At 73.3% G+C, this 25,116-nt stretch carries 12 protein-coding genes; 8 read left to right on the top strand and 4 right to left on the bottom strand.

The genetic code is table 11. The features are described from left to right. The 5 genes from ACFV6D_RS35380 to ACFV6D_RS35360 form a co-directional block, all read left to right on the top strand. Positions 1 to 11,839: amino acid adenylation domain-containing protein (locus ACFV6D_RS35380; RefSeq protein ID WP_380562859.1), on the top strand; the 11,839-nt coding region annotated here is incomplete at its 5' end. Between the two features lie 3 nt (positions 11,840 to 11,842). After that, positions 11,843 to 12,058 (top strand): MbtH family protein, encoded by a 216-nt coding sequence (locus ACFV6D_RS35375; RefSeq protein ID WP_331744577.1) that lies wholly within the window; start codon positions 11,843 to 11,845, stop codon positions 12,056 to 12,058. A gap of 10 nt (positions 12,059 to 12,068) precedes the next feature. Continuing rightward, positions 12,069 to 13,331: a cytochrome P450 gene (locus ACFV6D_RS35370; protein WP_380562857.1), complete on the top strand. Its 1,263-nt coding sequence runs from the start codon at positions 12,069 to 12,071 to the stop codon at positions 13,329 to 13,331. 99 nt (positions 13,332 to 13,430) lie between these two features. Further along, entirely contained in the window at positions 13,431 to 14,168 is a 738-nt protein-coding gene (locus ACFV6D_RS35365; protein ID WP_380562855.1) for an SRPBCC domain-containing protein, read from the top strand. Positions 14,169 to 14,202: 34 nt separating this feature from the next. Next, on the top strand, positions 14,203 to 14,394 hold the full coding sequence (locus ACFV6D_RS35360) for a hypothetical protein (RefSeq protein WP_244293816.1): 192 nt from the start codon (positions 14,203 to 14,205) through the stop codon (positions 14,392 to 14,394). Positions 14,395 to 14,450: 56 nt separating this feature from the next. Here ACFV6D_RS35360 and ACFV6D_RS35355 read toward each other — a convergent pair whose 3' ends face one another. From ACFV6D_RS35355 to ACFV6D_RS35345, 3 genes are all read right to left on the bottom strand, one after another. Further along, complete coding sequence (locus ACFV6D_RS35355; protein ID WP_380562853.1) at positions 14,451 to 16,526, bottom strand: alkaline phosphatase family protein; 2,076 nt, start codon at positions 16,524 to 16,526, stop codon at positions 14,451 to 14,453. Beyond that, the gene (locus tag ACFV6D_RS35350) at positions 16,523 to 17,026 is read right to left on the bottom strand and encodes a hypothetical protein (RefSeq protein ID WP_380562851.1); all 504 of its coding nucleotides are present in this window, start codon (positions 17,024 to 17,026) and stop codon (positions 16,523 to 16,525) included. The genes ACFV6D_RS35355 and ACFV6D_RS35350 overlap by 4 nt, the downstream gene beginning before the upstream one ends. 173 nt (positions 17,027 to 17,199) lie before the next feature. Next, positions 17,200 to 17,547: a hypothetical protein gene (locus ACFV6D_RS35345; RefSeq protein WP_380378519.1), complete on the bottom strand. Its 348-nt coding sequence runs from the start codon at positions 17,545 to 17,547 to the stop codon at positions 17,200 to 17,202. Positions 17,548 to 18,165: 618 nt separating this feature from the next. Here ACFV6D_RS35345 and ACFV6D_RS35340 point away from each other — a divergent pair. Then, on the top strand, positions 18,166 to 20,043 hold the full coding sequence (locus ACFV6D_RS35340) for a protein kinase (RefSeq protein ID WP_380427667.1): 1,878 nt from the start codon (positions 18,166 to 18,168) through the stop codon (positions 20,041 to 20,043). 43 nt (positions 20,044 to 20,086) lie between these two features. Here the strand turns inward: ACFV6D_RS35340 and ACFV6D_RS35335 are convergent, their stop codons facing one another. Then, positions 20,087 to 23,038 (bottom strand): BTAD domain-containing putative transcriptional regulator, encoded by a 2,952-nt coding sequence (locus ACFV6D_RS35335; RefSeq protein ID WP_380562849.1) that lies wholly within the window; start codon positions 23,036 to 23,038, stop codon positions 20,087 to 20,089. Positions 23,039 to 23,329: 291 nt separating this feature from the next. Between ACFV6D_RS35335 and ACFV6D_RS35330 the strand changes: the two genes are divergently transcribed. Then, a complete protein-coding gene (locus ACFV6D_RS35330; protein ID WP_380427663.1) occupies positions 23,330 to 23,836 on the top strand; it encodes a SigE family RNA polymerase sigma factor in 507 nt (168 codons plus the stop codon). A gap of 72 nt (positions 23,837 to 23,908) precedes the next feature. Then, positions 23,909 to 24,709 carry a hypothetical protein gene (locus tag ACFV6D_RS35325; RefSeq protein WP_380343681.1) on the top strand — a complete coding sequence of 267 codons (801 nt, stop codon included), beginning with the start codon at positions 23,909 to 23,911 and terminating at the stop codon, positions 24,707 to 24,709. Positions 24,710 to 25,116 lie beyond the last annotated feature (407 nt).

The following is a 25,116-nucleotide window of genomic DNA, read 5'->3' as shown; positions in this document are numbered from 1 at the left end:
GACCGCGCACCCAGGCGTCGCCCAGGTCGCGGTGCTCGCCCGGGAGGACCGGATCGTCGCGTACGTCGTCCCCGTGGCCGGGCGAGGGGCGACCGCGCCGGTGCTGGCGTCGTACCTGCGCGAGCGACTGCCGGACTACCTGGTGCCGTCGGTGTTCGTGGTGTTGGCGGCGCTGCCGTTGACCCCGAACGGGAAGTTGGACCGGGCGGCGCTGCCGGCGCCGGAGGCGGGGTCGGTCGGGTTCGGTCGGGCGGCGCGGACGCCGCAGGAGCAGATCCTGTGCGAGCTGTTCGCGGAGGTGCTGGGCCGGGGCCAGGTCGGTGTCGACGACGACTTCTTCGACCTCGGCGGGCACTCGCTGCTGGCCACCCGACTGGTCTCCCGGGTCCGGGCGACCCTCGGGGTCGAACTGGAGCTGCGTCGCCTGTTCCGGACGCCGACACCGGCCGGGCTCGCGGCCGGGCTGCACGACGCCGCCACCGCGCGGCAGGCGCTGGTGCCCCGGCCGCGCCGGGAACCGCTGCCGCTGTCCTTCGCACAGCGCCGCCTGTGGTTCCTGCACCAGTTCGGGGCGCCCAGCGCGACCTACCACATGCCGCTGGCACTGCGGCTGACCGGCGACCTCGACCAGGAGGCGCTGGGAGCAGCGCTGACGGACGTGGTGGCGCGGCACGAGAGCCTGCGTACGGTGTTCCCGCACACCGAGGGCGTCCCGCGCCAGCGCGTGCTGAGCGCGGCGGAGGCCACCATCCGGATCCCGGTGCGCCGGGCCGGCGAGTCGGAGCTGCCGGGGCTGCTGAGCGAGGCGGCGGTGCGCGCCTTCGACCTGACGGCGGACCTGCCCGTCCGGGCGCAGCTGTTCACGCTCGCCCCGGACGAGCACGTCCTGCTGGTCGTCCTGCACCACATCGCCGGCGACGGCTGGTCGATGAGCCCGCTCTCCCGCGACCTCGCGACCGCGTACACCGCCCGCCGGCGCGGCGACGCCCCGGGCTGGGCGCCGCTGCCGGTGAGCTACGCGGACTACACCGTGTGGCAGCACGAGATCCTCGGCGAGGAGTCCGACGCGGACAGCGCGTTCGCCCGCCAGGTCGGCTACTGGAGCCAAGCGCTCGCCGGGCTTCCCGAGCAGCTCGCGCTGCCCGTCGACCGGCCCCGGCCGGCGGTCATGACCTACGGCGGCGACCTGCTGGACATCCGGCTGCCCGCCGAACTGCACGCGGGGCTGGCCGAGTTGGCCCGGCGGTCCGGGAGCAGTCTGTTCATGGTGCTCCAGGCGGGCCTGGCGGCGCTGTACACGCGGCTGGGCGCGGGGACGGACATCCCGATCGGCAGCCCGATCGCGGGGCGCACCGACGAGGCGCTGGACGACCTGGTCGGCTTCTTCGTCAACGCGCTGGTGCTGCGCACCGACACGAGCGGCGACCCGAGCTTCCTCGAACTGCTGGGCCGGGTACGGGAGACGACGCTGTCGGCCTTCGCGCACCAGGACGTGCCGTTCGAGCACCTGGTGGAGGCGCTGAACCCGGCGCGGTCGATGTCGCTCCACCCGCTCTTCCAGACCGTACTGGCCCTGCAGAACGCGCCGATGGGCGACTTCGAGCTGCCCGGGCTGACGGTCTCCGGGGTACCGGTGCCGACCGGGACCTCGCGGGTCGACCTGACCTTCGGCCTCGCGGAGAACCGCGGGCCCGACGGCACGCCGGCCGGGCTGACCGGTGCGGTCGAGTACAGCACCGACCTCTTCGACCGGGGGACGGTCGAGGCCCTGGTCGCCCGCTGGGCCAGGCTGCTGGCCGCGGTCGCCGCCGATCCGGACCGGCCGATCGGTGCGATCGACCTGCTGTCCGCCGAGGAGCGCCGCGAGCTGCTGCCCGCCGTCGAGCCACGGGCGGCCGGGGTGAGCCTGCCGGAGGCGTTCGCGGCGCAGGTGGCGGCGACGCCGGACGCGCCGGCCCTGGTGTCCGGCGGTGTCGAGCTGACGTACCGCGAGCTGAACTCCCGGGCGAACCGGTTCGCGCATGCGCTGATCGCGCGCGGGGTCGGTCCGGAGCAGGTCGTGGCGGTGGCGCTGCCGCGTTCGGTGGAGTCGGTGGTGGCGGTCCTGGGTGTGCTGAAGGCGGGTGCCGCGTATCTGCCGGTCGACCCGTCGTACCCGGCGTCGCGGATCGCGTACATGCTGGAGGACGCGTGCCCGGCGTTGGTGGTCGACGATCCGGTGCTGGTGGCCAAGGCGTCCGAGGTGTCTGCGGTGTCTGCCTGGCCGGACAGTGATCCGGTGGTCGCGCTCGATGTCCGGCATCCGGCGTACGTGATCTACACCTCGGGTTCGACCGGCCGCCCCAAGGGCGTCGTGGTCGCCCACGGCGGGGTGTCGGGTCTGGTGGCGGCGCAGGTCGAGCGGCTCGGCCTGGAGCCGGGCAGCCGGGTCCTCCAGTTCGCCTCGCCCAGCTTCGACGCGTCGTTCTGGGACCTGTGCAGCGCCCTGCTGACCGGTGCCGCCCTCGTGCTCGCCCCGTCCGGGGCCCCGCTGGAGGCCCTGACGGACCGCCGGCTCGACGTCACCCATGTGACCCTGCCGCCCTCGGCCCTGGCGGCGGTGGACAGCACCGATGTCACGGCTGGCACCTTGGTGGTGGCGGGTGAGGCGTGCCCGCCGGAGCTGGTGGCGCGGTGGGCGCCGGGGCGTCGGATGGTCAACGCGTACGGCCCGACGGAGACGACGGTGTGCGCGACGATGAGCGCCCCGCTGGCGGCGGGCACTGGCGTGCCGCCGATCGGCCGAGCGGTCGCGGGCTTCCGGGTGTACGTGCTGGACGAGCGGCTGCGCCTGGTGCCGCCGGGCGTCGCGGGGGAGTTGTACGTCGCGGGGCCGGGGCTGGCGCGCGGCTACCTGAACCGGCCGGGCCTGACGGCCGGGCGCTTCGTCGCCTGCCCGTTCGAGGCGGGCGGCCGGATGTACCGCACCGGTGACGTGGTGCGCCGCCGGGCCGACGGCGAGTTGGAGTACGTCGGCCGCGCCGACCAACAGGTGAAGGTGCGCGGCTTCCGCGTCGAACTCGGCGAGATCGAGGCCGCCCTGGCCGAGCATCCCGGGGTCGCCCAGGCCGCCGTCCTCGCCGACGGCGACCGGCTCGTCGGCTACGTGGCCCCGCGCCCCGGCGCCGACGCTCGCCCGGCGGAACTGGCGTCGTACCTGCGCGAGCGGCTGCCGGACTACCTGGTGCCGGCCGTGTTCACGGTGCTGGACGTGCTGCCGCTGACGCCCAACGGCAAGCTCGACCGCGCCGCGCTGCCCGCTCCCGACCTCGGCTCGGCCGAGGTCGGCCGGGAGCCGCGCACGCCGCAGGAGCAGATCCTCTGCGAGCTGTTCGCCGAGGTGCTGGGCCGGGCGCAGGTCGGGGTCGACGACGACTTCTTCGACCTGGGCGGGCACTCGCTGCTGGCCACCCGACTGGTCTCCCGCGTCCGTTCGGCCCTCGGAGCCGAGGTCGGGCTGCGCGCGCTCTTCGAGGCGCCGACGGTGGCCGGCCTGGCGGCACGGCTCACCGAGGCCGACCGGGCCCGGCCCGCACTGGCGCCGTACGAGCGGCCGCAGACGGTACCGCTGTCGTTCGCGCAGCGCCGCCTGTGGTTCCTGCACCGGATGGACGGAGCCGCCGCGGCCTACCACATCCCGCTGGCGCTGCGGCTGACCGGAACGCTGGACCGCAAGGCGTTGGAGGACGCGCTGGCCGAGGTCGTCGCCCGGCACGAGAGCCTGCGGACGGTCTTCCCGGAGCTCGACGCCGTACCGTGCCAGCGGGTCCTCGACCCCGGGGCGGCCCGGCCCCGGGTGCGGGTGACCGAGGCCCGGGAGGACGAGCTGCCGCAACGGCTCGCCCACGCGGCGCGGCTCCCGTTCGACCTCGCGGTGGAACCGCCGCTGCGCGCCGAGCTGTTCGCGCTCGCGCCGGACGAGCACGTGCTGCTGCTGGTCATGCACCACATCGCCGGTGACGGCTGGTCCACCGGCCCGCTCGCCCGCGACCTCGCCGAGGCCTACGCCGCCCGCTGCCAGGGCCGCGAGCCGGACCGGGACGCCCTGCCGGTGCAGTACGCCGACTACACGCTCTGGCAGCGCGAGCTGCTCGGCGACCCGGAGGACCCGGACAGCCGGTTCGCCGGACAACTCCGCTACTGGACCAAGCAGTTGGACCGCCTTCCGGAGCGGATCCCGCTGCCCGCCGACCGGCCCCGGCCGGCCGTCGCCGGCTACCGGGGCGCCGCCTTCGGCCTTGAGCTGACCCCCGAACTGCACGCGGGGCTGGCCGAGTTGGCCCGGCGGTCCGGGAGCAGTCTGTTCATGGTGCTCCAGGCGGGCCTGGCGGCGCTCTACACCCGGCTCGGCGCGGGGACGGACATCCCGATCGGCAGCCCGATCGCGGGCCGCACCGACGAGGCGCTGGACGAGCTGGTCGGGTTCTTCGTCAACACGCTGGTGCTGCGCACCGACACGAGCGGCGACCCGACCTTCGGCGAACTGCTGGAGCGGGTGCGGGAGACCGCGCTCGCCGCCTACGCCCACCAGGACGTGCCGTTCGAGCACCTGGTGGAGGTGCTGAACCCGTCCCGCTCGCTCGCGCACCACCCGCTGTTCCAGACGATCCTCGCCGTGCAGAACGCGCCGATGGGCGAGTTCACGCTGCCCGGCCTCCAGGTGTCCGCCTTCGCCGTGCCGACCGGGACGGCCAAGTTCGACCTCGGCTTCAACCTGAGCGAGCGGTTCGGCCCCGACGGCAGCCCGGACGGGATCGTCGGCGTGGTCGAGTACGCCACTGACCTGTTCGACCGGGACACGGTCGCCGCCCTCGTGCGGCGCTGGACGCTCCTGCTGGAGGCGGTCACCGCCGATCCGGACCTGGCGATCGGGGGGATCGACCTCCTCGACTCCGACGAGCGGATTCGGCTGCTGGAGCGGGGCAACGCGACCGCCCGCGAGGTGGGCGCCGTGCCGGTGCCGCAGGCGTTCGCGGCGCAGGTGGCGGCGACGCCGGACGCGCTCGCCCTGGTGTCCGGTGGTGCCGAGCTGACGTACCGCGAGCTGAACTCCCGGGCGAACCGGTTCGCGCATGCGCTGATCGCCCGTGGGGTCGGGCCGGAGCAGGTCGTGGCGGTGGCGCTGCCGCGTTCGGTGGAGTCGGTGGTGGCGGTCCTGGGTGTCCTGAAGGCTGGGGCGGCGTATCTGCCGGTGGATCCGGCGTACCCGCAGTCACGGATCGCGTACATGCTGGAGGACGCCCGCCCGGCGCTGGTGGTCGATGATCCGGCGCTGGTGGCCAAGGCCTCCGAGGCCGCCGAGGCCTCCGAGTCGCCGGACACGGATCCCGTGGTCGCTCTCGATGTCCGGCATCCGGCCTACGTGATCTATACCTCGGGTTCGACCGGGCGCCCCAAGGGTGTCGTGGTTGCCCACGGCGGCGTGGCCAGTCTGGTGGCCGCCCAGATCGAGCGGTTCGCGATCGACTCCGACAGTCGGGTGCTGCAGTTCGCCTCGCCGAGCTTCGACGCCTCGGTGTCGGAGATCTTCACCGCCCTGCTGTGCGGTGCGGCCCTGGTGCTGCCTCCGGCGGCGGAGCCGGTCGCCGCGCTGACGGACCCGGGGCTCGCGGTGACCCACGTGACCGTGCCCCCGTCCGTCCTGGCGGCCCTGTCGGAGGGCGCGGTGACGGTGTCGACCCTGGTGGTGGCGGGCGAGGCCTGCCCGCCGGAGCTGGTGGCGCGCTGGGCGCCCGGGCGGCGGATGGTCAACGCGTACGGCCCGACGGAGACGACGGTGTGCGCGACGATGAGCGACCCGCTGTCCCCGGGGGCGGGCGTGCCGCCGATCGGGCGGCCGATCGCCAACGCGCGGGTGTACGTGCTGGACGAGCGGCTGCGGCCGGTGCCGCCCGGCGTGCCCGGCGAGCTGTACGTCGCCGGCGCGGGCCTGGCGCGCGGCTACCTGAACCGGCCGGCCCTGACGGCCGGGCGCTTCGTCGCCTGCCCGTTCGAGGCGGACGGGAGCCGCATGTACCGCACCGGGGACGTGGTGCGCTGGCTGGGCGACGGGCAGTTGGAGTACGTCGGCCGCGCCGACGACCAGGTGAAGGTGCGCGGCTTCCGGATCGAACCCGGCGAGATCGAGACGGCCCTGGCCGAGCACCCCGCCGTCGCCCGGGCCGCCGTCCTCGCCCAGGACGACCGGCTCATCGGCTACGTCGTCCCACGCCGGGACACCGGCCGCGACGACAGCCGCGAAGCCGACCACGTGGGCGAGTGGCGGGACATCTACGACGCCCTGCCCATCACCCCCGAGGAAACCGCCTTCGGCCAGAACTTCGTCGGCTGGAACAGCAGTTACGACGCGAGCCCGATCCCCGTCGAGCAGATGCGGGAATGGCGCGACGCCACCGTGGCCCGCATCCTGGCCCTGCGCCCCCGCCGGGTGCTGGAGATCGGCGTCGGCACCGGTCTGCTCCTCTCGCAGATCGCACCGCACTGCGAGACCTACTGGGCGACCGACTTCTCCGCCACCGCGATCGACGCGCTGGCCACCCAGATCGCCCGGCAGGAGCAGCTGGCCGACCGCGTCGTCCTGCACACCCGCCCGGCACACGACACCGACGGCCTGCCCGCCGGGCACTTCGACACCATCGTCATCAACTCGGTGGTGCAGTACTTCCCCTCCGCCGACTACCTCGCCGACGTCATCGGGAAACTGATGCGACTGCTCACCCCCGGCGGCGCGCTCTTCGTCGGCGACGTCCGCAACCTGCGACTGCTGCGCCCGCTGGCCACCGCCGTCCAACTGCACCGGGCCGCCGACGGCGCCGACCTGCCCGCCGTGCGTCGTGCGGTGGAGCAGTCCCTGCTGGTGGAGAAGGAGCTCCTGGTCGACCCGGACTTCTTCACCGCCCTGCGGGAGAACGGCACGGACGTCGGCGCGGTGACCGTGGAGGTCAAGCGGGGCCGCCACCACAACGAGCTGACCCGCTACCGCTACGACGTCACCCTGCGCAAGCAGCCCGCCACCCCGGCGCAGGGCGACGAGCCGGTCGAACTCCGCTGGGGCCGGGACGTGGCCGCCCTGCCGGAGCTGTGCGAGCTCCTCGGGCGGCACGACGGCCGCCCGGTCCGGATCACCGGGGCACCCAACCGCCGCGTGGTCCGCGAGGCGGCCCTGGCCCGGGCCGTGCAGGAGGAGGACCTCCCGCTCGGGCCGCTGCTGGAGCGGCTGCGCGCCCCGCAGGAGGACGCGGCGCCCGATCCCGAGGACTTCCACGCCCTCGGGGACGCGCTCGGCCGCCGGGTGTCCGTCACCTGGTCGGCCACCGGCCCGGACGCCCTGGACGTGCTCTTCGGCGGCGCACCCGACGGCGCACCCGGCGACGCCCCGGCCGAGGCCTACCGACCCACCCGGGGCGCGGGCGCGGCGCTGTCCGCGCTCACCAACCGCCCGGCGGGAAAGCTCGGCGCCCCGGCCCTGGCCGCCGAACTCCGGGGCTGGCTGGGCGCCCGACTGCCCGACTACCTGGTGCCGTCGGCGTTCGTGGTGCTGGACGCGCTGCCGCTGACCGCCAACGGAAAGCTCGACCGCCGCGCGCTGCCCGCCCCCGACCTCGGGGCGGCCGCCGGCGGTCGGGCGCCGCGCACCCCGCAGGAGCAGCTGCTCGCCGAACTCTTCGCCGACGTGCTCGGCCTGCCCCACGTCGGTGTCGAGGACAGCTTCTTCGACCTCGGCGGCCACTCGCTGCTGGCGACCCGCCTGGCCTCCAGGGTCCGGGCCGTCCTCGGCGCCGAACTGGAGATCCGGACGCTGTTCGAGCACCCGACCGTGGCCGCCCTGGCGGGCCGCCTCGACGGGTCCGTCACCGAGCGGCCCGCGCTGACCGCCCGCCCGCGCCCCGAGCGGCTCCCGCTGTCCTTCGCCCAGCGCCGCCTGTGGTTCCTGCACCGCATGGACGGGCCGAGCGCCACCTACAACATGCCGCTCGCCCTGCGGCTGACCGGCGACCTCGACCGGGAGGCGCTGGCGGCAGCGCTGGCGGACGTGGTCGCCCGGCACGAGAGCCTGCGCACCGTCCTGCGGGAGGCGGACGGGGCGCCCCACCAGCAGGTGCTGGGCGCGGACGAGGCGCACCCGCCGCTGCCGGTGGTCGAGCTCGACGAGAGCCGGCTGGCCGAACGGCTCGCCGAGGCGGCCCGGCGCGGCTTCGACCTGGCCGCCGAGCCGCCGATCCGGGCGGAGCTGTACGCGCTCGCCCCCGGGCGGCACGTCCTGCTGGTCGTGGTGCACCACATCGCCGCCGACGGCTGGTCGATGGGCCCGCTCTCCCGGGACCTGGCCACCGCCTACGCGGCACGCTGCCAGGGCGGGGCACCGCAGTGGTCCCCGCTGTCGGTCCAGTACGCCGACTACACCCTGTGGCAGCGCGACCTGCTCGGCGAGGCCGCCGACCAGGGCAGCCTGTTCGCCCGGCAACTCGGCTACTGGAAGCAGGAGTTGGCGGGCCTGCCGGACCAAGTGCGACTGCCCGCGGACCGGCCCCGGCCGGCTGAGGCCTCCCAGCGCGGCGGCCGGATCGAGGTCCGGTTCGACGCGGACCTGCACCAGGACCTGCGGGATCTGGCCACCGCGCACGGCGCCAGCATGTTCATGGTGCTCCAGGCCGGCCTCGCCGCCCTGCTCACCCGGCTCGGAGCCGGCACCGACATCCCGATCGGCAGCCCCATCGCCGGGCGCACCGACCAGGCGCTGGACGACCTCGTCGGGTTCTTCGTCAACACGCTGGTGCTGCGCACCGACACCGGCGGCGACCCGGGCTTCGCCGAACTCGTCGGCCGGGTGCGGCAGAAGGCGCTGGCCGCCTACGCCCACCAGGACGTGCCGTTCGAGTACCTGGTCGAGGCCGTCAACCCCACCCGGTCGCTGGCCCACCACCCGCTGTTCCAGGTCATGCTCGGCCTGCAGAACGCACCGGCGGGGGAGTTCACCCTGCCGGGCCTGGAGACCGCCCACCTGGAGGCCCCCACCGGCACCGCCCGCGTCGACCTGACCGTCAGCCTGGCCGAGCAGTACGGTCCGGACGGCAGCCCGGCCGGCGTGCTCGGCGCGGTCGAGTACGCCACCGACCTGTTCGACCCGGCCACCGTGGAGCTGCTGTTCGCCCGCTGGGTGCGGCTGCTGCGCGCGGCCGCCGCCGAGCCGGACCAGCCGATCGGCCGGCTCGACCTGCTGTCCGGCGAGGAACGCCGCGAACTGCTGGTCGAGTTCAACCGGACCGACGCCGAACTGCCCGAGGCCGCCCTGCCGGAGCTGTTCGCCCGCCGGGTGCGGGCCACGCCGGACGCGGTCGCGGTCGTCGCGGACGACGCCGAACTGACCTACCGCGAGCTCGACAGGCGGGCCAACCGCCTGGCCCGGGCCCTGATCGGCCAGGGCGTGCGGTCGGAGACCCCGGTCGCGGTGCTGCTGGAGCGCTCGGCGGACGTCGTCGTCGCGGTCCTGGCGATCGTCAAGGCCGGCGGCGCGTACGTCCCGCTCGATCCGCGGTTCCCGTCCTCCCGGATCGACCTGATCCTCCGGGAGACCGGCGCGGCCCTGGTGCTCACCGAGGACGTGCTGACCGCGCTGAGCCAGGCCGAGCCCGATGACTCCGATCCGCAGATCCCGTGTGATCCCCGGCAGTTGGCGTACGTGATGTACACCTCCGGTTCGACGGGACGGCCGAAGGGCATCGGGGTGACCCACCGGGACGTCGCGAGCCTGGCGTTGGACCCCTGCTGGGCGAACGGCAGTCACCGGCGCGTCCTGATGCACTCCCCGACCGCCTTCGACGCCTCGACCTACGAGATGTGGACGCCGCTGCTCGGTGGCGGTCGGGTCGTCGTCGCGCCGGCCGGCCAGCTGGAGGTCGGCACGCTGGCGCGGACCATCAGCCGGCACGACGTCACGGGGCTGTTCCTGACGGTCGGGCTGTTCCACCTGGTGGCCGAGCAGCAGCCGGACTGCTTCACGGGGGTGCGCGAGGTGTGGACGGGCGGCGACGTGGTGTCGCCGGCTGCGGTCGCCAGGGTGATGGGGGCGTGCCCGGGGACCGCGGTGGTCCACGTCTACGGGCCGACCGAGACCACCACCTTCGCGATGTCCCAAGCCCTGGGCACACCGCCCGACCTCGCCCGCGCCCTTCCGCTCGGCCGGCCGATGGCGAACATGCGGGTCTACGTGCTCGACGCGGGGCTGCGACCGGTGCCGCCGGGCGTGGCCGGCGAGCTGTACCTCGCCGGGGCGGGCGTGGCCCGGGGCTACCCGGCCCGGCCCGGCCTGACCGCGGAGCGGTTCGTCGCGAACCCGTACGGGCCCGAAGGGCAGCGGATGTACCGTACGGGTGACCTGGTCAGGTGGCAGGCCGACGGCACCTTGGAGTTCGTCGGCCGCGCCGACGAGCAGGTCAAGCTGCGCGGGTTCCGGATCGAGCCCGGCGAGGTCGAGGCACTCCTCGCCGCCTGCCCGGGCGTGGCCCAGGCGGCCGTCGTCGCCCGCGAGGACCGGCCGGGCGACAAGCGCCTGGTCGCCTACCTGGTGCCCGCCGCCGAGGGCGCGCCCGCGCCGGACGGCCTCGCCCGCCGGCTCGGCCGCGAACTGCCCGAGTACATGGTGCCGTCGGCCTTCGTCACCCTCGACGCGCTGCCGCTGACCGCCAACGGCAAGCTGGACCGGGCCGCGCTGCCCGCACCCGAGTCCGGGGCGACGGGCGCCGGCCGCGGCCCGCGCACCCCGCAGGAGCAGCTGCTGTGCTCCCTGTTCGCCGAGATCCTCGGCCGGGAGCAGGTCCACCTCGACGACAGCTTCTTCGACCTCGGGGGGCACTCGCTGCTGGCCGCCCGCCTGGTCTCGCGCATCCGCGAGACGCTGGGCGTCCCGGTGGGCCTGCGCACCCTGTTCGAGGCCCCCACCGTGGCCGGTCTGACCAGCCGGCTGGCCATGGACGACGCCGAGGACGCCTTCGACGTGGTGCTGCCCCTGCGGTCCACCGGCACCCGCCCGCCGCTGTTCTGCATCCACCCCGGCGGCGGCATCAGCTGGTCCTACTCCGGTCTGCTGAACCACATCGGCCCGGAGTACCCGGTGTACGCGATCCAGGCACGCGGCCTCGCGCACGCCGAGACCCTGCCGACGTCGTACGAGGAGATGGCGGCCGACTACGCCGACCAGATCCGCAAGGTCCAGGCCGACGGCCCCTACCGGCTGCTCGGCTGGTCCGCCGGCGGGCTGATCGCCCACGCGATCGCCTGCGAGCTCCAGGCCCGCGGCGAGCGCACCGAACTGCTGGCGACCCTCGACGCCTACCCGGTCAAGGACGTGGTGCTCGACGACTCCGCCGTGCCCACCGAGCGGGACGTGCTCGTCGGCATCCTCGACTGCGACCCCGCCGAACTGGGCGAGGGGCCGCTGTCCTACGCCGAGGTCGCCGAAATCCTCCGCCGCCGGGGCAGCGCCCTGGCGCACCTGGACGAACGGCGCATCGAGGCCGTCGTCCGGATCATGATCAACAACGCCGAGCTGGCGGTCGCCCATGCCCCTGGCCGGTTCGAGGGGGACCTGCTGCTGTTCAACTCCACGATCGACCGCACCGAGGACTCGGCCGGCGCCGGCACCTGGCGCCCGTACGTCACCGGTCGGATCGACTCGCACGACATCACCACCCGCCACGACCGGATGACCCAGCCGGGCTCGCTGGCCCAGATCGGACCGATCGTGGCCGCCCGCCTCGCCGAGGTCACCGGCGACACCGCCCGTTCCCACCAGGAGGACTGACCCATGACCAACCCGTTCGACGACCAGGACGCCACCTTCCTCGTGCTCGTCAACCAGGAGAACCAGCACTCGCTGTGGCCGCAGTTCGCCGACGTCCCCGAGGGCTGGACCGTCGCCCACGGCCCCGACAGCCACACCGCCTGCCTGGAGTACGTCGAGCAGTCCTGGACCGACATGCGGCCCAGGAGCCTCGCCGTCGCCATGGACGCCCGGCAGTAGCGCGGCCGACGTGACCTCCACCGACACCCTCGGCACCGACGCCCCGGCCGAGGCCCGTGCCACCGCGGGCCCGGCCGGGCCCGGCGACCTCGCCGCGGCCCTGTACACGCCCGAGGCCCGCCGCGACCCGTACCCGTTCTACGCCCGCATGCGGCGCGAGAGCCCGGTCCACCGCAGCGACCAGGGCATCTGGTACCTCACCCGGTACGCCGACATCGACGCCGCCCTGAGCGACCTGCGCCTGTCGAACGACCGGGACCGGATGACCCGGGCCCTCAGCGGCCTGGGCGGCAACCTGAAGGCCCTGAGCCGGCTCACCGACCGGCTCGGCCGGGTGATGACCAACACCGACCCGCCGGACCACGCCCGGCTGCGCAAGCTCGTCAACCGGGCGTTCACCGCCCGGCGGGTCGAGGCCCTGCGGGACGGCATCCAGACGGTCGTCGACGACCTGATCGACCGAGCCGTGGCCCAGGGGCCCGCCATGGACTTCATCGAGGCGGTCGCCTCCCCGCTGCCCCTGGCCGTCGCCTGCGAGCTGTTCGGCATCCCGCCCGAGGACCGCCCCGAAGTCAAGACCTGGTTCCGCCGGATCGGCAACCTGACCGCCGACATCGAGCAGGCCGAGGCCGCCGTCGACCAGTACGAGGAGTACCTGTCCCGGCTCATCCGGCAGCGCCGCGAGGATCCGGGCGACGACCTGATCAGCGCCCTGGTCACCACCCAGGCCACGGACGACCGGCTCACCGACTCCGAACTGCTGTCCACCTGCTTCGTCCTCATCACCGCCGGGGACGAGACCACCGCCAACCTGATCGGCAACGGCGCCCTCGCCCTGCTGCGCCACCCCGACCAGCTGGCCCTGCTGCGCGAGGACCCGGCGCTGATCCGCACCGCCGTCGAGGAGCTGGCCCGCTACGACACGCCGACCCAGGCGATCGTCCGGGTCGTCGCGCAGGACGTCGAGATCGGCGGGCGGACGCTGCGCGAGGGCGAGCTGGTGTACCTGTTCCTCAGCGCGGCCAACCGCGACGAGGACCGCTTCGAGGACCCCGACCGACTCGACCTGGCGCGCACCCGCAACCGGCACCTGACCTTCGGCACGGGCCCGCACTTCTGCCTCGGCGGACCGCTCGCCAAGCTCCAGACCGAACTGGCGGTCGGCACCCTGGTCCGCAGGCTCCCCCGCCTCGGGCTCGCCGACGGGACGGTCCTCGACTGGCGGCCCAACCCGCTGCAACGGCACCTGTGCGCACTGCCGCTCACCTACTGAACGACAACCTCGTCGGACGACAAGCCCGTCGAACGACAACCCCGTCGAACGACAAGACCACCGAACGACAAGACCATCGACTGCGAAGGAGAACCGACCATGGCCCGAGAGTTCCAGGTGCGCCGGGAACAGGACCTGCCCGCCGCACCGGACCAGGTCTGGCAGGCGATCGCCACCGGCGCCGGCAACCTCAGCTGGCTGTACCCCATGGAGGTCGAGCCGCACGTCGGCGGGACGGTCTCCCGCGGCGGCGGCACCGTCGTGGCCTGGGAACCGCCGCACCACTTCGCCGTCCGGGCGACCAGGGACGGCGGCTTCTCGAACACCCTCAGCTACCACATCGAGGCGGCCGACGGCACGTCGAGCCACCTGCGGATGGGGATCCACTGGGTGCACGAGGGCGTCGTCGACGACGGCTGGGACACCAGGGCGGACGCGGCCGAGAAGCACGTCGACCTCTACCAGCACAGCCTCGCCCAGTACCTGACGCACTTCGCCGACCGCACCGCCGTCTACGTCAAGGCCGCCCGGCCCGGACCGACCGCCGACCCCGCCGACTTCGCCACGCTGCGCCGGCGCCTCGGCCTCGCCGACGACACGGCCGTCGGCGCCCGGCTGTCACTCGACCTCCCGGGTGCGGACGGCGGCCCGGAAGAGGTGGTCGTGGACTACCTGAGCCCCGACTTCATCGGTCTGCGCGGCCCGGACGCGCTGTACCGGTTCTACAACGGCAGCTCCTGGAACTGGCCGATCTGGCTGGGCCACCACCTGTTCGCCGCGGGAGCGGACGAGGAGCAGGCGACCAAGGCGTGGAACGCCTGGCTCAACGGCTCCTGACCCGCCGTACGACAGACAACCGGAGGGACCCCTGGTGGAAGAAACACTGCTCTACGCCGCCGAACTCGTCGAGGAGGGCGGCACCTACAAGCTCGTCGTGCAGGACGTGGTCCGGGACACCGTCCAGGTCACCCCCGTCCCCAAGACCGCGGTGGACAGGCTCCCGACCTTCCTGTCGGTGCTCAGCGCCAAGCTCAACCCCGCACCGGCCCGCGGCCGTCGGTAGAACACCCCACACCCGAAGAGGCCGGCGCCGCGCCCCGGCGCCGGCCTCTTCGCCGTTCAGCCGCTGATGCTCGGGTGGCCGTTCTCGACGTGGCCCATGAGGCGGCGGCGGAAGGACGTGTCCTCGGCGATCGCGAGGTCCAGGTCGTACCAGCCGTCGGCGTCCTCGGTGTCCCAGGCGAGGACGAGGGGTTTGCCCGTGACGACGGTCCCGGTCAGTGCCTTCGCGGTGCTGTAGTGCCGGGGTGCCAGGGTGACGGCCTGCGGCGTGGCGCTCGGCGACGTGATCGTCAGGGTGAGGGTGCGCTTCGCGGCGGCGGCGATGGCGGTGGCCACGGAGGTTTCGGCTGCGGCCCCGGCGGCCGTCCCCGCGAACTCGCGGCGGAACCCGTTGGGGCCGGTGAGGTAGAAGTCGTAACCCCCTTCGTGCACCGGCACGTTGGTGGCGGGCGTGGTGGTGCCGAGCACGTCGAAGTGCCGAGGCGCGTCGTAGCTGCCGGACGTGCCGACGTTGTCGTACAGGGTCAGGTGCACGGAGGCGGCGCCGGTGTTGGTCGGCTGGAGGACGAACACGTCCTGTTTCCGGTCCAGGGTGCCGTGGGCGTCCGGCTGGTACGGCAGCGGGCGGGCCAGACGCCGGGTGGGGTCGGTGGGTTGCGACGGCGGGTCGCCGGTGCGGTCGAAGTCGAAGACCGAGGTGAGGTTGCCGGCCACGGTGCGCCGCCAGCGGCTGATGGCGGGCTGCCGTACGCCCAACCACTCCTCCAGGAAGCGGACTTGTGAGGTGTGGTCGAAGACCTGGGAGTTGACGTAGCCGCCCACGGTCCACGGCGAGACCACGATCATCGGTACGCGCATGCCCAGGCCGATGGGCTCCTTGTCGACGTACTCGTCGTCGACGCCCTGCGGGGGCACCGGCGGCGGCACGTGGTCGAAGAAGCCGTCGTTCTCGTCGTAGCTGATGAACAGCACGGTGGAGTCCCACATGTCCTCGTCGGAGGCGATGACGTCCAGGACCTGGGCGACGACCTCCTCGCCGGTCATGGGGGCCGAACCGTCTTTGCCCGGGTGCTCCGAGTCCGCGTCCGAGGGCACCAGGTACGAGACCCGGGGGACCCTCTTGGCTGCCACGTCCTGGGCGAACGCGTAGACGAAGTCGCGGTAGTTCTTCGGGTTCTGCTTCGAGTCCGGCGGGGGCGGGCAGCGGAAGAGCCCGCGGTCGTAGAGGCTCCGGTCGGCCGGCGGCAGGGCGGCGACCGCCTTGGCGAGTGCCTCCACGTCCGTCTGCTGAACTTGACCCGGATGCTTGTAGAAGTCGTACAGGCTCAGGTGCTTGAGCTTGGCGCTCTTCAGCACGGTCTGGAAGATCCGCTTGAACTCGGCGTGGAAGTCCAGGTTGTTGTCGTAGTAGTTGTCCCAGCCCTGGTAGACGCGCCAGCTGATCCCGTCGGCGCCGAAGGGGTCGTTGTTGACCTCCAGGATCTCGGGGTAGCTGGACCAGTTGTAACCCAGCTTCCGTAGGTCCTCGTCCAAGCTCTTCCCGGGGTCCTCGCGGTCGTGCGCGGTCGACCCGGTGACCCGCGACCCGTCGGGCTCCCAGCCGCCGAATCCGCTGAAGAGGTAGTTGCGGTTCGAGGTGGTCTCGCTCATCACCGAGCAGTGGTAGGCGTCGCACACGGTGAACAGGTCGGCCAGTTCCCGGTAGGTGCCGACGACCTCCGGCTGGTCGAAGTAGTCCATCGCGACGGCATTCTTGGCCGCGATCCACTGGTCGTAGCGGCCGTTGTTCCACGCCTGGTGGCCGGTGGGCCAGTCGTGGGCCTTCGGCTCGGCCGTACCCTGGTCCAGGCCGAGTTGGCGGGGCCGGCGGGGCTTGGACGGGTGGTCCGGGTCGGGCTGGTCGAGGACGGTCTGGCCGCCGGTCCCGGGGAACGTGACGAGGTTGCGGTCCTCGTACCCGCGCACTCCTCGGAAGTTGCTGCCGAAGTAGTGGTCGAAGGAACGGTTCTCCTGCATCAGGAAGACCACGTGTCGGACAGCCTTCAGACCGCCGGGGCGGGGTTTGCGCTTGAGGGCCTTCAGTAGCGAGTCCGGCAGCGACGGAGCGCTCTGCGGGGAGTGGGGAGTGTTCACGCGTGCTCCTGGTCCGGTGTGGCGGGCGAACCGGAGGGTGCGTTCTCGGTGGCCCGGAGGTAGTCGAGGTAGATGAAGTCGCCCTTGGCGCCCTCGTTGAGATCCGTGTCGACGCGGGTGTAGCCCGTCTTGGGAGGGACCACCTTCGACCCGTCCTTCCAGTGCGTGACGGTGAGGTCGACGATGGGCCGGCCTGCTCCTTCCTGGCGGGTGGCGGCCAGGAACAGGGCCTTGTCGTGCACGGGGGTTCCCCTGTTGAGGTCGACCGGCAGTTTCTGGTAGCCGGCGGGCGGCTTCTCGTCGTCCTGGAGGACGCGGATGCCGGTGACGGGCCGGCCCTCGGTGGACCGTTCGAAGACGACGTACAGGTAGGCGCCGTGTGCGCCCTTGTTCAGATCGACGTCGATCCACTCCCACCCGGTGGGCGTGTGGAACGGCGGATGTAGAACCGGGTCGTCGTAGGCGACCAGGACGTTGACGTCTGTGACGAACTGACCCATGGGCAGGTCTCCGATCGGAGCAGGTGTGCATGAGCGGGGAGATGGGGCCGACGAAGGGGTCGACGGCTCGGGGCACGTACGGGTACGTGAGACGCCCGGCCGGGGTCGGCCCGGCCGGGCGTCCAGTGCTGGGTGCGGCGGGCCAGGTGCGGTCCGGGCACCCGAGGCGGCCGTCAGCCCTTGGTGAGGCCTTCCCACTCGCTCAGCGGCGCCGGACCGTAGGTCTTCGTGTCCTTGTGCGGCTCCCCGTTGGCGACGTTGATCCGCACGAACCGGTCGCCGGAGAAGACCCAGTACTCGTTGCTGCCGTCCGGGACCTTCATGACGGCGTCGATCTTCGCGAAGTCCGACAGGCTGGGCCAGTCCTCGCGGATGGTGCCCTTGCTGACGAGCTTGTCCGGGTACGGGTGGCTGCTCGTCACGGTGATTTCGACGCGCCGGTAGTCGGTGTTGGAGAACACCCAGAACTGGTTCGGCTTGTCGGGAACGGCCATCACCGCGTCGACATGGTTGAAGCCCATGGTTGAGCCTTTCTGAATTCATCTGTTCGTGTGCCGCCGAAGCTGTGCTCGGGCGGATCTGCGGCTCAGTCCCATGGCTCGCGTGCGGCGAGGAACGTCGGGGAGGAGCGCCGCGAACCACGCTAGGTCGGCCGGTCCGGGGGCGCGATGCGAAAAGGCCCGGTGACCTGCATTCCAGTGACAGGTAATTTTGCTACGAACCTTTGACGCGAGAAGTCGGCCCGGCGCTCGGGGAGCCTTGACGGCCTGCTCCGCGGCTGTCCGGGACCGAGGACGAGCCGCCTCCCGGCCGACGGCTTCCGCAAGGCTCGACGACGGCGTTCGTTCGAGTGGACCGGTGACTGGTGACCGGTCGTGGCTGGGGGAGGGTGCCTGCCACCCCACCCGGCCGGCTGCGGCGCCCCACCCGGCCGTCAACCCGGCCGTCGAGGCGTGGGGGCGTGGGGCGGGTCATGGGGCGGGAATGGCTTGAGTCGACCGTGATTCATATGATGGAAAGCCAGTAGTTGTTTTGCCGGTGTCATGATCCTCGGAGGGCGCCCCGGACCAAGGTGCGCCCATGGAACCGGGCCGGTCTCCGGATTCGCTCCGGTCCTCGGGCTTGATTCAGGGAGTATCATGCGCGGCACCGTGCTCGCCGACCGCTACCGGCTGGTAGACCTGCTGGGCGGCGGGTCGATGGGCGACGTGTGGCTCGCCGAGGACGAGGTCCTGGGCCGCCGGGTCGCGGTCAAGGTGGTGAAGCCGGCCCTGCTGGACGAATCCGGCTTCGCCGAACGCTTCCACGCCGAGGCCCGCGTCATGGCGCAGCTGCGCCACCCGGGCATCGTCGGCGTGTACGACTACGGGCACAGCGCCGTGGACGGGCGGCCCTCGGTCGGCTACCTGGTCATGGAGCTGATCGACGGGGAACCGCTGAGCGCCGAGCTGGAACGCCGCGGCGCGCTGCCGGTGGAGGAGACCCTCCGGATGGCGCTCCAGGTGCTGGAGGGGCTGGAGGCCGCGCACGAGTCCGGGGTGGTCCACCGGGACATCAAACCGGCCAACCTGATGGTCCGCGGCGACCGGACGGTGATCGCGGACTTCGGCATCGCCCGGCCCGGCTGCGACGCCCGGCTGACCGTACCGGGCATGGTGCTCGGCACCGCCGCCTACCAGGCGCCGGAACAGGCCTCCACCGGGACGGTCACCGCCTCGGCGGACCTCTACGCACTCGGCGTCGTCCTCTACGAATGCCTCGCCGGCAAGCTCCCCTTCGACGGGGAGACCGCCCTCGAACTGATCCTCAAGCACCTGACGGAGCCCGTGCCGCCGCTTCCCGAGGACGTGCCCGCGCCGGTGTGGGCGCTGGTCGAGCGGGCGATGGCCAAGGAGCCCGGCGAGCGCTGGCCCGACGCGGCGACGATGGCCGCGGCGGTACGGGACGCCCTCGCACCGGCCGAGGAGACGGCGCCGGCGTTGGTCCCGGTCGGGTCCCGGCCGGTCGCCGGACGCGCACGGTGGGCCAGGTTCCGCCTGCGCGGGCTGATCGGGGTGACGGCGCTGTCGCTGCTCTGCGTGGTCGGGGCCTCCGGAGCGACGGTGATCCGGTCCGACGAGGACGACGCTCCGGACGCCGCCGCCGTCGCGGGCCCGGTGGCCGGCCTCGTCGCGGGCCCGGCCGTTCCCGCGGCGGTGGCAGCCGACCGCCAACCCGCCGGACAACAGCCCGCCGAGCCGACGACCCCGGTGCCGTCGACCGGACCGGAAGCGGGCGGGAGTCCCACGCCCGGCGCCGGACCCGCGCCGGTCGCCGGCCAGGACCTCGCTGTGCCCGTTCGGCCCGGTACGCCCACCCGGGGCTCCGCCGCGTCCCCTCCCGCCTCCGCCACGGCCACCGGCGGCCAGGGCGCCACCGCGCCCGTCCGGCCCGGTACGCCGAACCCGGCCCCCGCCGCGTCCCCTTCGGCCTCCGCCGCGCCCACCGCCAGCCAGAACCCCGCCTCGCCCGCGCCGACCTCCGCCGTCCCGTCCCCGCCCGCCTCCCACGAACCGCCCACGCCCACGCCGTCCGCGACGTCGACGCAGCCCACGCCGCCCACACCGGAGCCGAAGCCGCAGCTGCCCTCCCAGGCACAGATCACCGGCGTCAACGGCGCGCTGGACAACTCCTACTCCGCGGACGAGAACGGCAACCGGGTCGGCACCTTCGCCGTCAACGGCACGCCGGCCCAGGTGTGGCGGCTGGAAAAGCTGTCCGAGGGGAAGTACTTCCTGCGCAACGCCTCCAGCAACTACACCAAGGTGCTGGACCTGGACACGGGTGACGGGCGCGTGCAGATCTGGACGAGCCCGCCGTACAACGACAACCAGCTCTGGTCCTTCGTGCCGGTCCGGGGCGGCTACCAGATCGTCAACGGCACCACCAAGGGCTGCCTGACGTCCGACGGAGTCGCCAACTACGTCAGGGTGGCGGCCTGCTCCAACGCGGAGAGCCAGGTGTGGGCGCTGTCCTGAGCCGTCCGGCCGGCAGCCGAACACCCCCGGGGCGAGGGGAGGATCACGCCGGCAGCCAGGACGGCCACTGCCGGCGGGGACGGTCGGCGGTTCCGCCGAGGCCGATCAGGGCGCGCAGCCGGTCGGCTTCGGGGGAGCCGATGGAGGCCAGGATGTCGTAGGCCTCCGACCGGCACGCCCGGGCCGCGTCCTCGGCGGCGCCGCGGTCGGCGAGCGCGTCACCGAGCGCCGCCAGGGCCAGCCCCCGCCCCCGGCGGTCGCCGTCGAGCGTCAGCACCTCGACCGCCCGGCCGGCCGCCTCCACCGCCTCGTCGCCGCGGCCGACGGCTCGCAGCGACTCGGTGAGCCGCAGGAGCGTGCGGCCCGTCCGGCGCCGGTCGTCCGGCCGCAGCAGGGCGAGGGCGCCGCGGTGGTGGCTCAGAGCCTGCTCGAACTCGCCGCGATCGTGGGCGATCGTCCCCAACGAGTCGAGGGCGAGCGCCTGGAGCTCGTGGTCGGCGAGCTGGTGGCAGATCAGCAGTGACTGGTCGACGACGCGGACCGCCGCCTCGGGCCGGCCGAGCTCGGTGAACGCACCGGCCAGGTTGAGCAGTTCGCCCGCCACCGAGCGCCGGTCGCCGAGCCGCTCCCAGACCGCGATCGCCGCCGCGAAGCCGTCGACCGCGTCGCCCGGCCGGCCGACCTGGACGAACAAGGCGGCCAGCGAGGTGTGGGCCAGGGCGAGCAGCGGCCCCGGCAGGTTGTGGGCGATGCACAGGTCGCGGGACCTGAGCAGCTCGCCGAGGGCCGCGGGCTCGGAGCCGACCTCGGTCAGCAGCCGGCCGAGCACCAGCCGGGCCCTGACCTCGGCCGTCCGGTCGCCCTGCCGGACGGCGGCCTGGAGCAGGACCTTGGCCGCGTGCCCCAGCGGCCGGGCGGCCTGGCCGGTCTCGCACAACAGGCTTCCCCCGAGCAGCAGTTCGGCCGCCAGATCGAGCCGGGGCGGCTGGGGGAGCCCGGCGTACTGGCCGACCAGAGCGCCGATGCCGTGGTACTCGCCGCGACCGCGGGCCACCGTGCGGCAGTCGGGGGCGTACGGTGCGCCGGAGCCGGTCAGGGCCGCGCGGGTGGCGGCCGGGCCGAGGGCCGCGACGGTCTCGGCGTGCTGGCGGATCACCAGACGGGTGAGGACGGCGGCCGGGCGGTCCGCCTCCGGAGCCGAGCCCGTGCCGGCAGCCTCGACGTCGGCTGCCGTCTCCGGGACGAGCCGCTGGGCGAAGGCGCGCAGCAGGTCGTGGTACCGGTAGCGGTCCGGTGGCGCGGTCTCCAGCATCGAGCAGTCGACCAGCGACTCGGCCAGTTCCTCGGCCTCGTGCTCGGGCAGGTCGAGCACCGCCGCGACCGCGCCCGGCGACAGGTCGGGCACGTCCGGCACCGCCAACAGACAGAAGGCGCGGGCCTGGTCGGGCGTCAGCTGGTCGTAGCCGAAGCGGAACGCCGACTCGACGGCGAGGTCCTCGGTGCGCAGCACGTCCAGCCGGCGACGATTCTCGGACAGCTTGTCGAGCAGCCGGGCCATGGTCCAGCCCGGCCGGCAGGAGAGGCGGGCGGCGAGGATGCGCACGGCCAACGGGAGGTGGCCGCAGAGCCGCACGAGCTCCCTGGCCGTGTCCGCCTCGGCCCGCAGCCGTTGCCCGCCGACCACCTGGCCGAGCAGGTCGAGGGCCTCCTCCGGGGCGAAGGCCGGCAGCTCGACGACGTGCGCGTTGGGAAGTGAACCGAGCCTGGCCCGGCTGGTGACGAGCACGGCGCAACCGGGCCGGCCGGGCAGCAGCGGCCTGATCTGCTCGGCGTCCCGGGCGTTGTCGAGGACCATCAGCACGCGTCGGCCGGAGAGCAGCGAGCGGAACTGGGCGGAGCGTTCGGCGAGCCCGGCGGGCAGCGCCTCCGCCGGCACGCCGAGGGCGCGGAGGAAGGCGCCCAACACCTCCTCGGGCGGGGTCGGGCGGCCGTCGGCCCCGTGCAGGTCGACGTAGAGCTGGCCGTCGGGGAAGTCGGCGGCCAGCCCGTGCGCGACATGGACGGCCAGGGCCGTCTTTCCCATGCCGCCCAGGCCCGACACGGTCGCCACGGGCACGGTGCGGGGCGCGAGCAGGACGGCCCGCACCGCCTCGGTCTGCGCCTCGCGGCCGGTGAAGTCGGCGAGGTCGGCCGGTACCTGGGTCGGCCGGATCGGCGCGTGGTACGGCGGGCGGGCCGTGGTGTCGGTGTCGGGCCGGGGCGGCGCGGGCGCCACGAGGGCGGTGTCGGCCACCAGGATCCGGCGCTGCAACTCGCGCAGACCGGGCCCGGCGGCGACGCCGAGCTGCGCCCGCAGCCGCCGGTCCGTCTCGCGGTACACGCTCAGGGCCTCGGCCTGCCGCCCGGACCGGTAGAGGGCGAGCATCAGCAGCTCGGAGAACCGTTCCCTGAGCGGGTGTTCGGCCGCGACCGCGGTCAGTTCGGCGACGGCCTCGCCGGACGGTCCGGCCTCGATCTCGGCCTCCAGACACGACTCCAGGACGGTCACCCGGCGTTCGGTCCACTCGCCGCGCTGCCGCTCGGCATAGGGGCCGGAGAGCCCGGACATCGGCTCGCCCTGCCAGAGGGCCAGCGCCAGGCGCAGCGCGGCGGCGGCGCGGGCGTGCTCCCCGGCGCCGCTGAACTCCTTCGCCGTGGCGACGAGCTCCTCGCAGCGGTGGATGTCCAGCTCCCCCGGATCCACGGTGAGCAGGTAGCCCCCGCTGAGCGAGGTCAGCGGGGCGGGCCCGAGGACGCGGCGCAGCCGGTGGACGTACGTCCGGATCACGGCCATGGGTTTGGCGGGCGGCTCCTCGCCCCACAGGTCGTCGACGAGCTGACCGGTCGACACGGGGTGGTTGGCCCTCAGCAGCAGCGAGAGCAGCAGGTTCCGCTGCTGCGGCGACCCGAGTGCGAGCTCGCCGCCGTCCCGCCACCCCCGTATCGGTCCCAGCACCGTGAACCGCAACCCACCCACCGACCGTTCCCCTCTGCCTGCAAATGAACCCCCGGGCGCATGATACCGACCGCATCACCCCTGGCCGGGGCCGTTCGGGGGCCGTTCACGGGCCGTCCAGGGGCCGCCACGGGGAGACGCGGGTGTCCGTGGAGGGCAGTCGACGCGGCACCGGTGAAAAAAGACCGGTGAAAAAAAGAAGGTGCCTCGCCCGCGCGACATGCTGACGCCTTACGTAGTCATGAGGGGTATGCACGGGGATCACAGGACAAGGGAACAGGCGGGAACCGAGTGAAGTCAGCACAGGAGGATGAGTACCTGGAGTTCGCGGCCGCGAGGGCGAAGGCGCTGTACCGCTCGGCGTACGTCCTCGCCGCAGGCGACACGTATCTGGCGGAGGACCTGGTCCAGGAAGCCCTCAGCCGGGTGTACGTGCACTGGAAGCGGGTGGCCAAGGCGGACAACCCGGCCGCCTACGCCCAGACGGTCCTGGTCCGCACCTTCCTCAGCCTGCGGCGTCGGCGGAGCAGCGGCGAGCGCCCCATCGGGACCATGCCCGACAGCGCGGCGGCGGGCCCGGACACCGCACTGCGGCTCACCCTGCTGGACGCGCTCGGCCAACTGCCGCCCCGCGACCGGGCGGTGCTGCTGCTGCGCTACTGGGAGGACTGCAGCATCGAGGAGACCGCCCGGATGCTCAAGCTGAGCAGCAGTGCGGTCCGCTCCCAGGGCACCCGGGCACTCGGCAAGCTGCGTGCGTTGCTCGGCGACAGCCTGTCCGACCTGGTCGCGCACTGAGCACCGGTGCGCGACCAGGTCCACCGCCGCAAAGCCCCCATCAGCATCAGCGACAGAAAAGGTGACGCCAGCATGCCGTTCGAAGCAGACCTCGCACACGCCCTGGACCGCACGACCGACTCCCTCGAACCCGATCTCACCGCGCTCCTGAGCGGAACCGTCGAGCGCGGGCGGAGCCGCCGGCGTCGGCGTACGGCGGGTGTCATCGCCGGGGTCGGCGCCTGCGCCGTGATCGCGGCAGCCGGTGTGGTGATCCCCGACGTGCTCACCGGGATGCACTCCGAAGGATCCGACATCGGGATCGTGGCGATGGCGATGCCGCGTTCCGCGATCACCGACACCCAGATGATCCAGGCCCTGGAGGCGACGTTCCCCGGGGGCCGGTTCAGCGCGGAGAGCGGGCAGAGCAACAACCCCTCGGACCCGTCCAACGGGCGCGTCGCCAACGGCGGACTGGTCCTCGACGACGGGCACGGCGCCGCCTTCGTCGGCGTCTCGGCCGTGCGGCTCCCACTGCCGCTCAAGGACGGCGACGGGCTGAGCTGCGAGTGGCAGCCCAAGAAGGACGGTGACACCTGCAAGATGAGCGAGCTGCCGAGCAGCGCCGAGATTCCCGGCGGGGCCCTGGTGATGTTCCAGCAGAACGCGGCCGCGCACCCGGTCCGTCCCGACACCGCCCGCCGCTGGACGGTGACGGTGACCCTGAAGTCGACCGGCGCGCAGCTTCAGATGGTGCAGTGGAACAGCACCGGCGGCGGCACCGGCGCCGAGACGCCGAAGCCGACCCGTCCCGCTCCTCCGCTCTCCGAGCCGCAGGCGGTGGCCGCACTCACCGGTGCCGCCTGGGCGCCGATCCTCGGCGCCGTCGGCTGACCCTGCGCGTCGCGTTCGTAGAGGTTGCGTCCGCCGAGGTCGAGCACGTCTGCTCCGTTGTTCCGTGCGAGACCTCGACGGGCGCGCCTCGGGCCGGGCATTTGTTTCGGGCGCCGAGGAGGGGTACTGTCAGCCAGTCGCTCGGCAGGGAGCACCGGACACGCATCGGCGCGGACGGTCCCGGGGCGGCCAATCCTTTCGAAACACCACGTCCCGGTTCGGGCCGGGTCGGCTTGCCATGTGCGGGCGAGACTCGGTGTGTATATCGGTGTGTTCGTTTTATTGGATTGCGGTCGATTCGCTTTTCGGAGTGGGGATCGGCTAGAGTTTGAAACGTCGGACGGGGCGTCAAGCCGCAGAAGACACCAGCGAGTTGGATGAACGAAGCGCCGGAAACGGAGCGGAAA

Origin of the sequence: Kitasatospora sp. NPDC059812 (assembly GCF_042732075.1) — a bacterium.
Lineage (GTDB): Bacteria > Actinomycetota > Actinomycetes > Streptomycetales > Streptomycetaceae > Kitasatospora.
The sequence above is the reverse complement of the archived record's forward strand: the minus strand, read 5'-3'. Positions and strand labels throughout refer to the sequence as shown.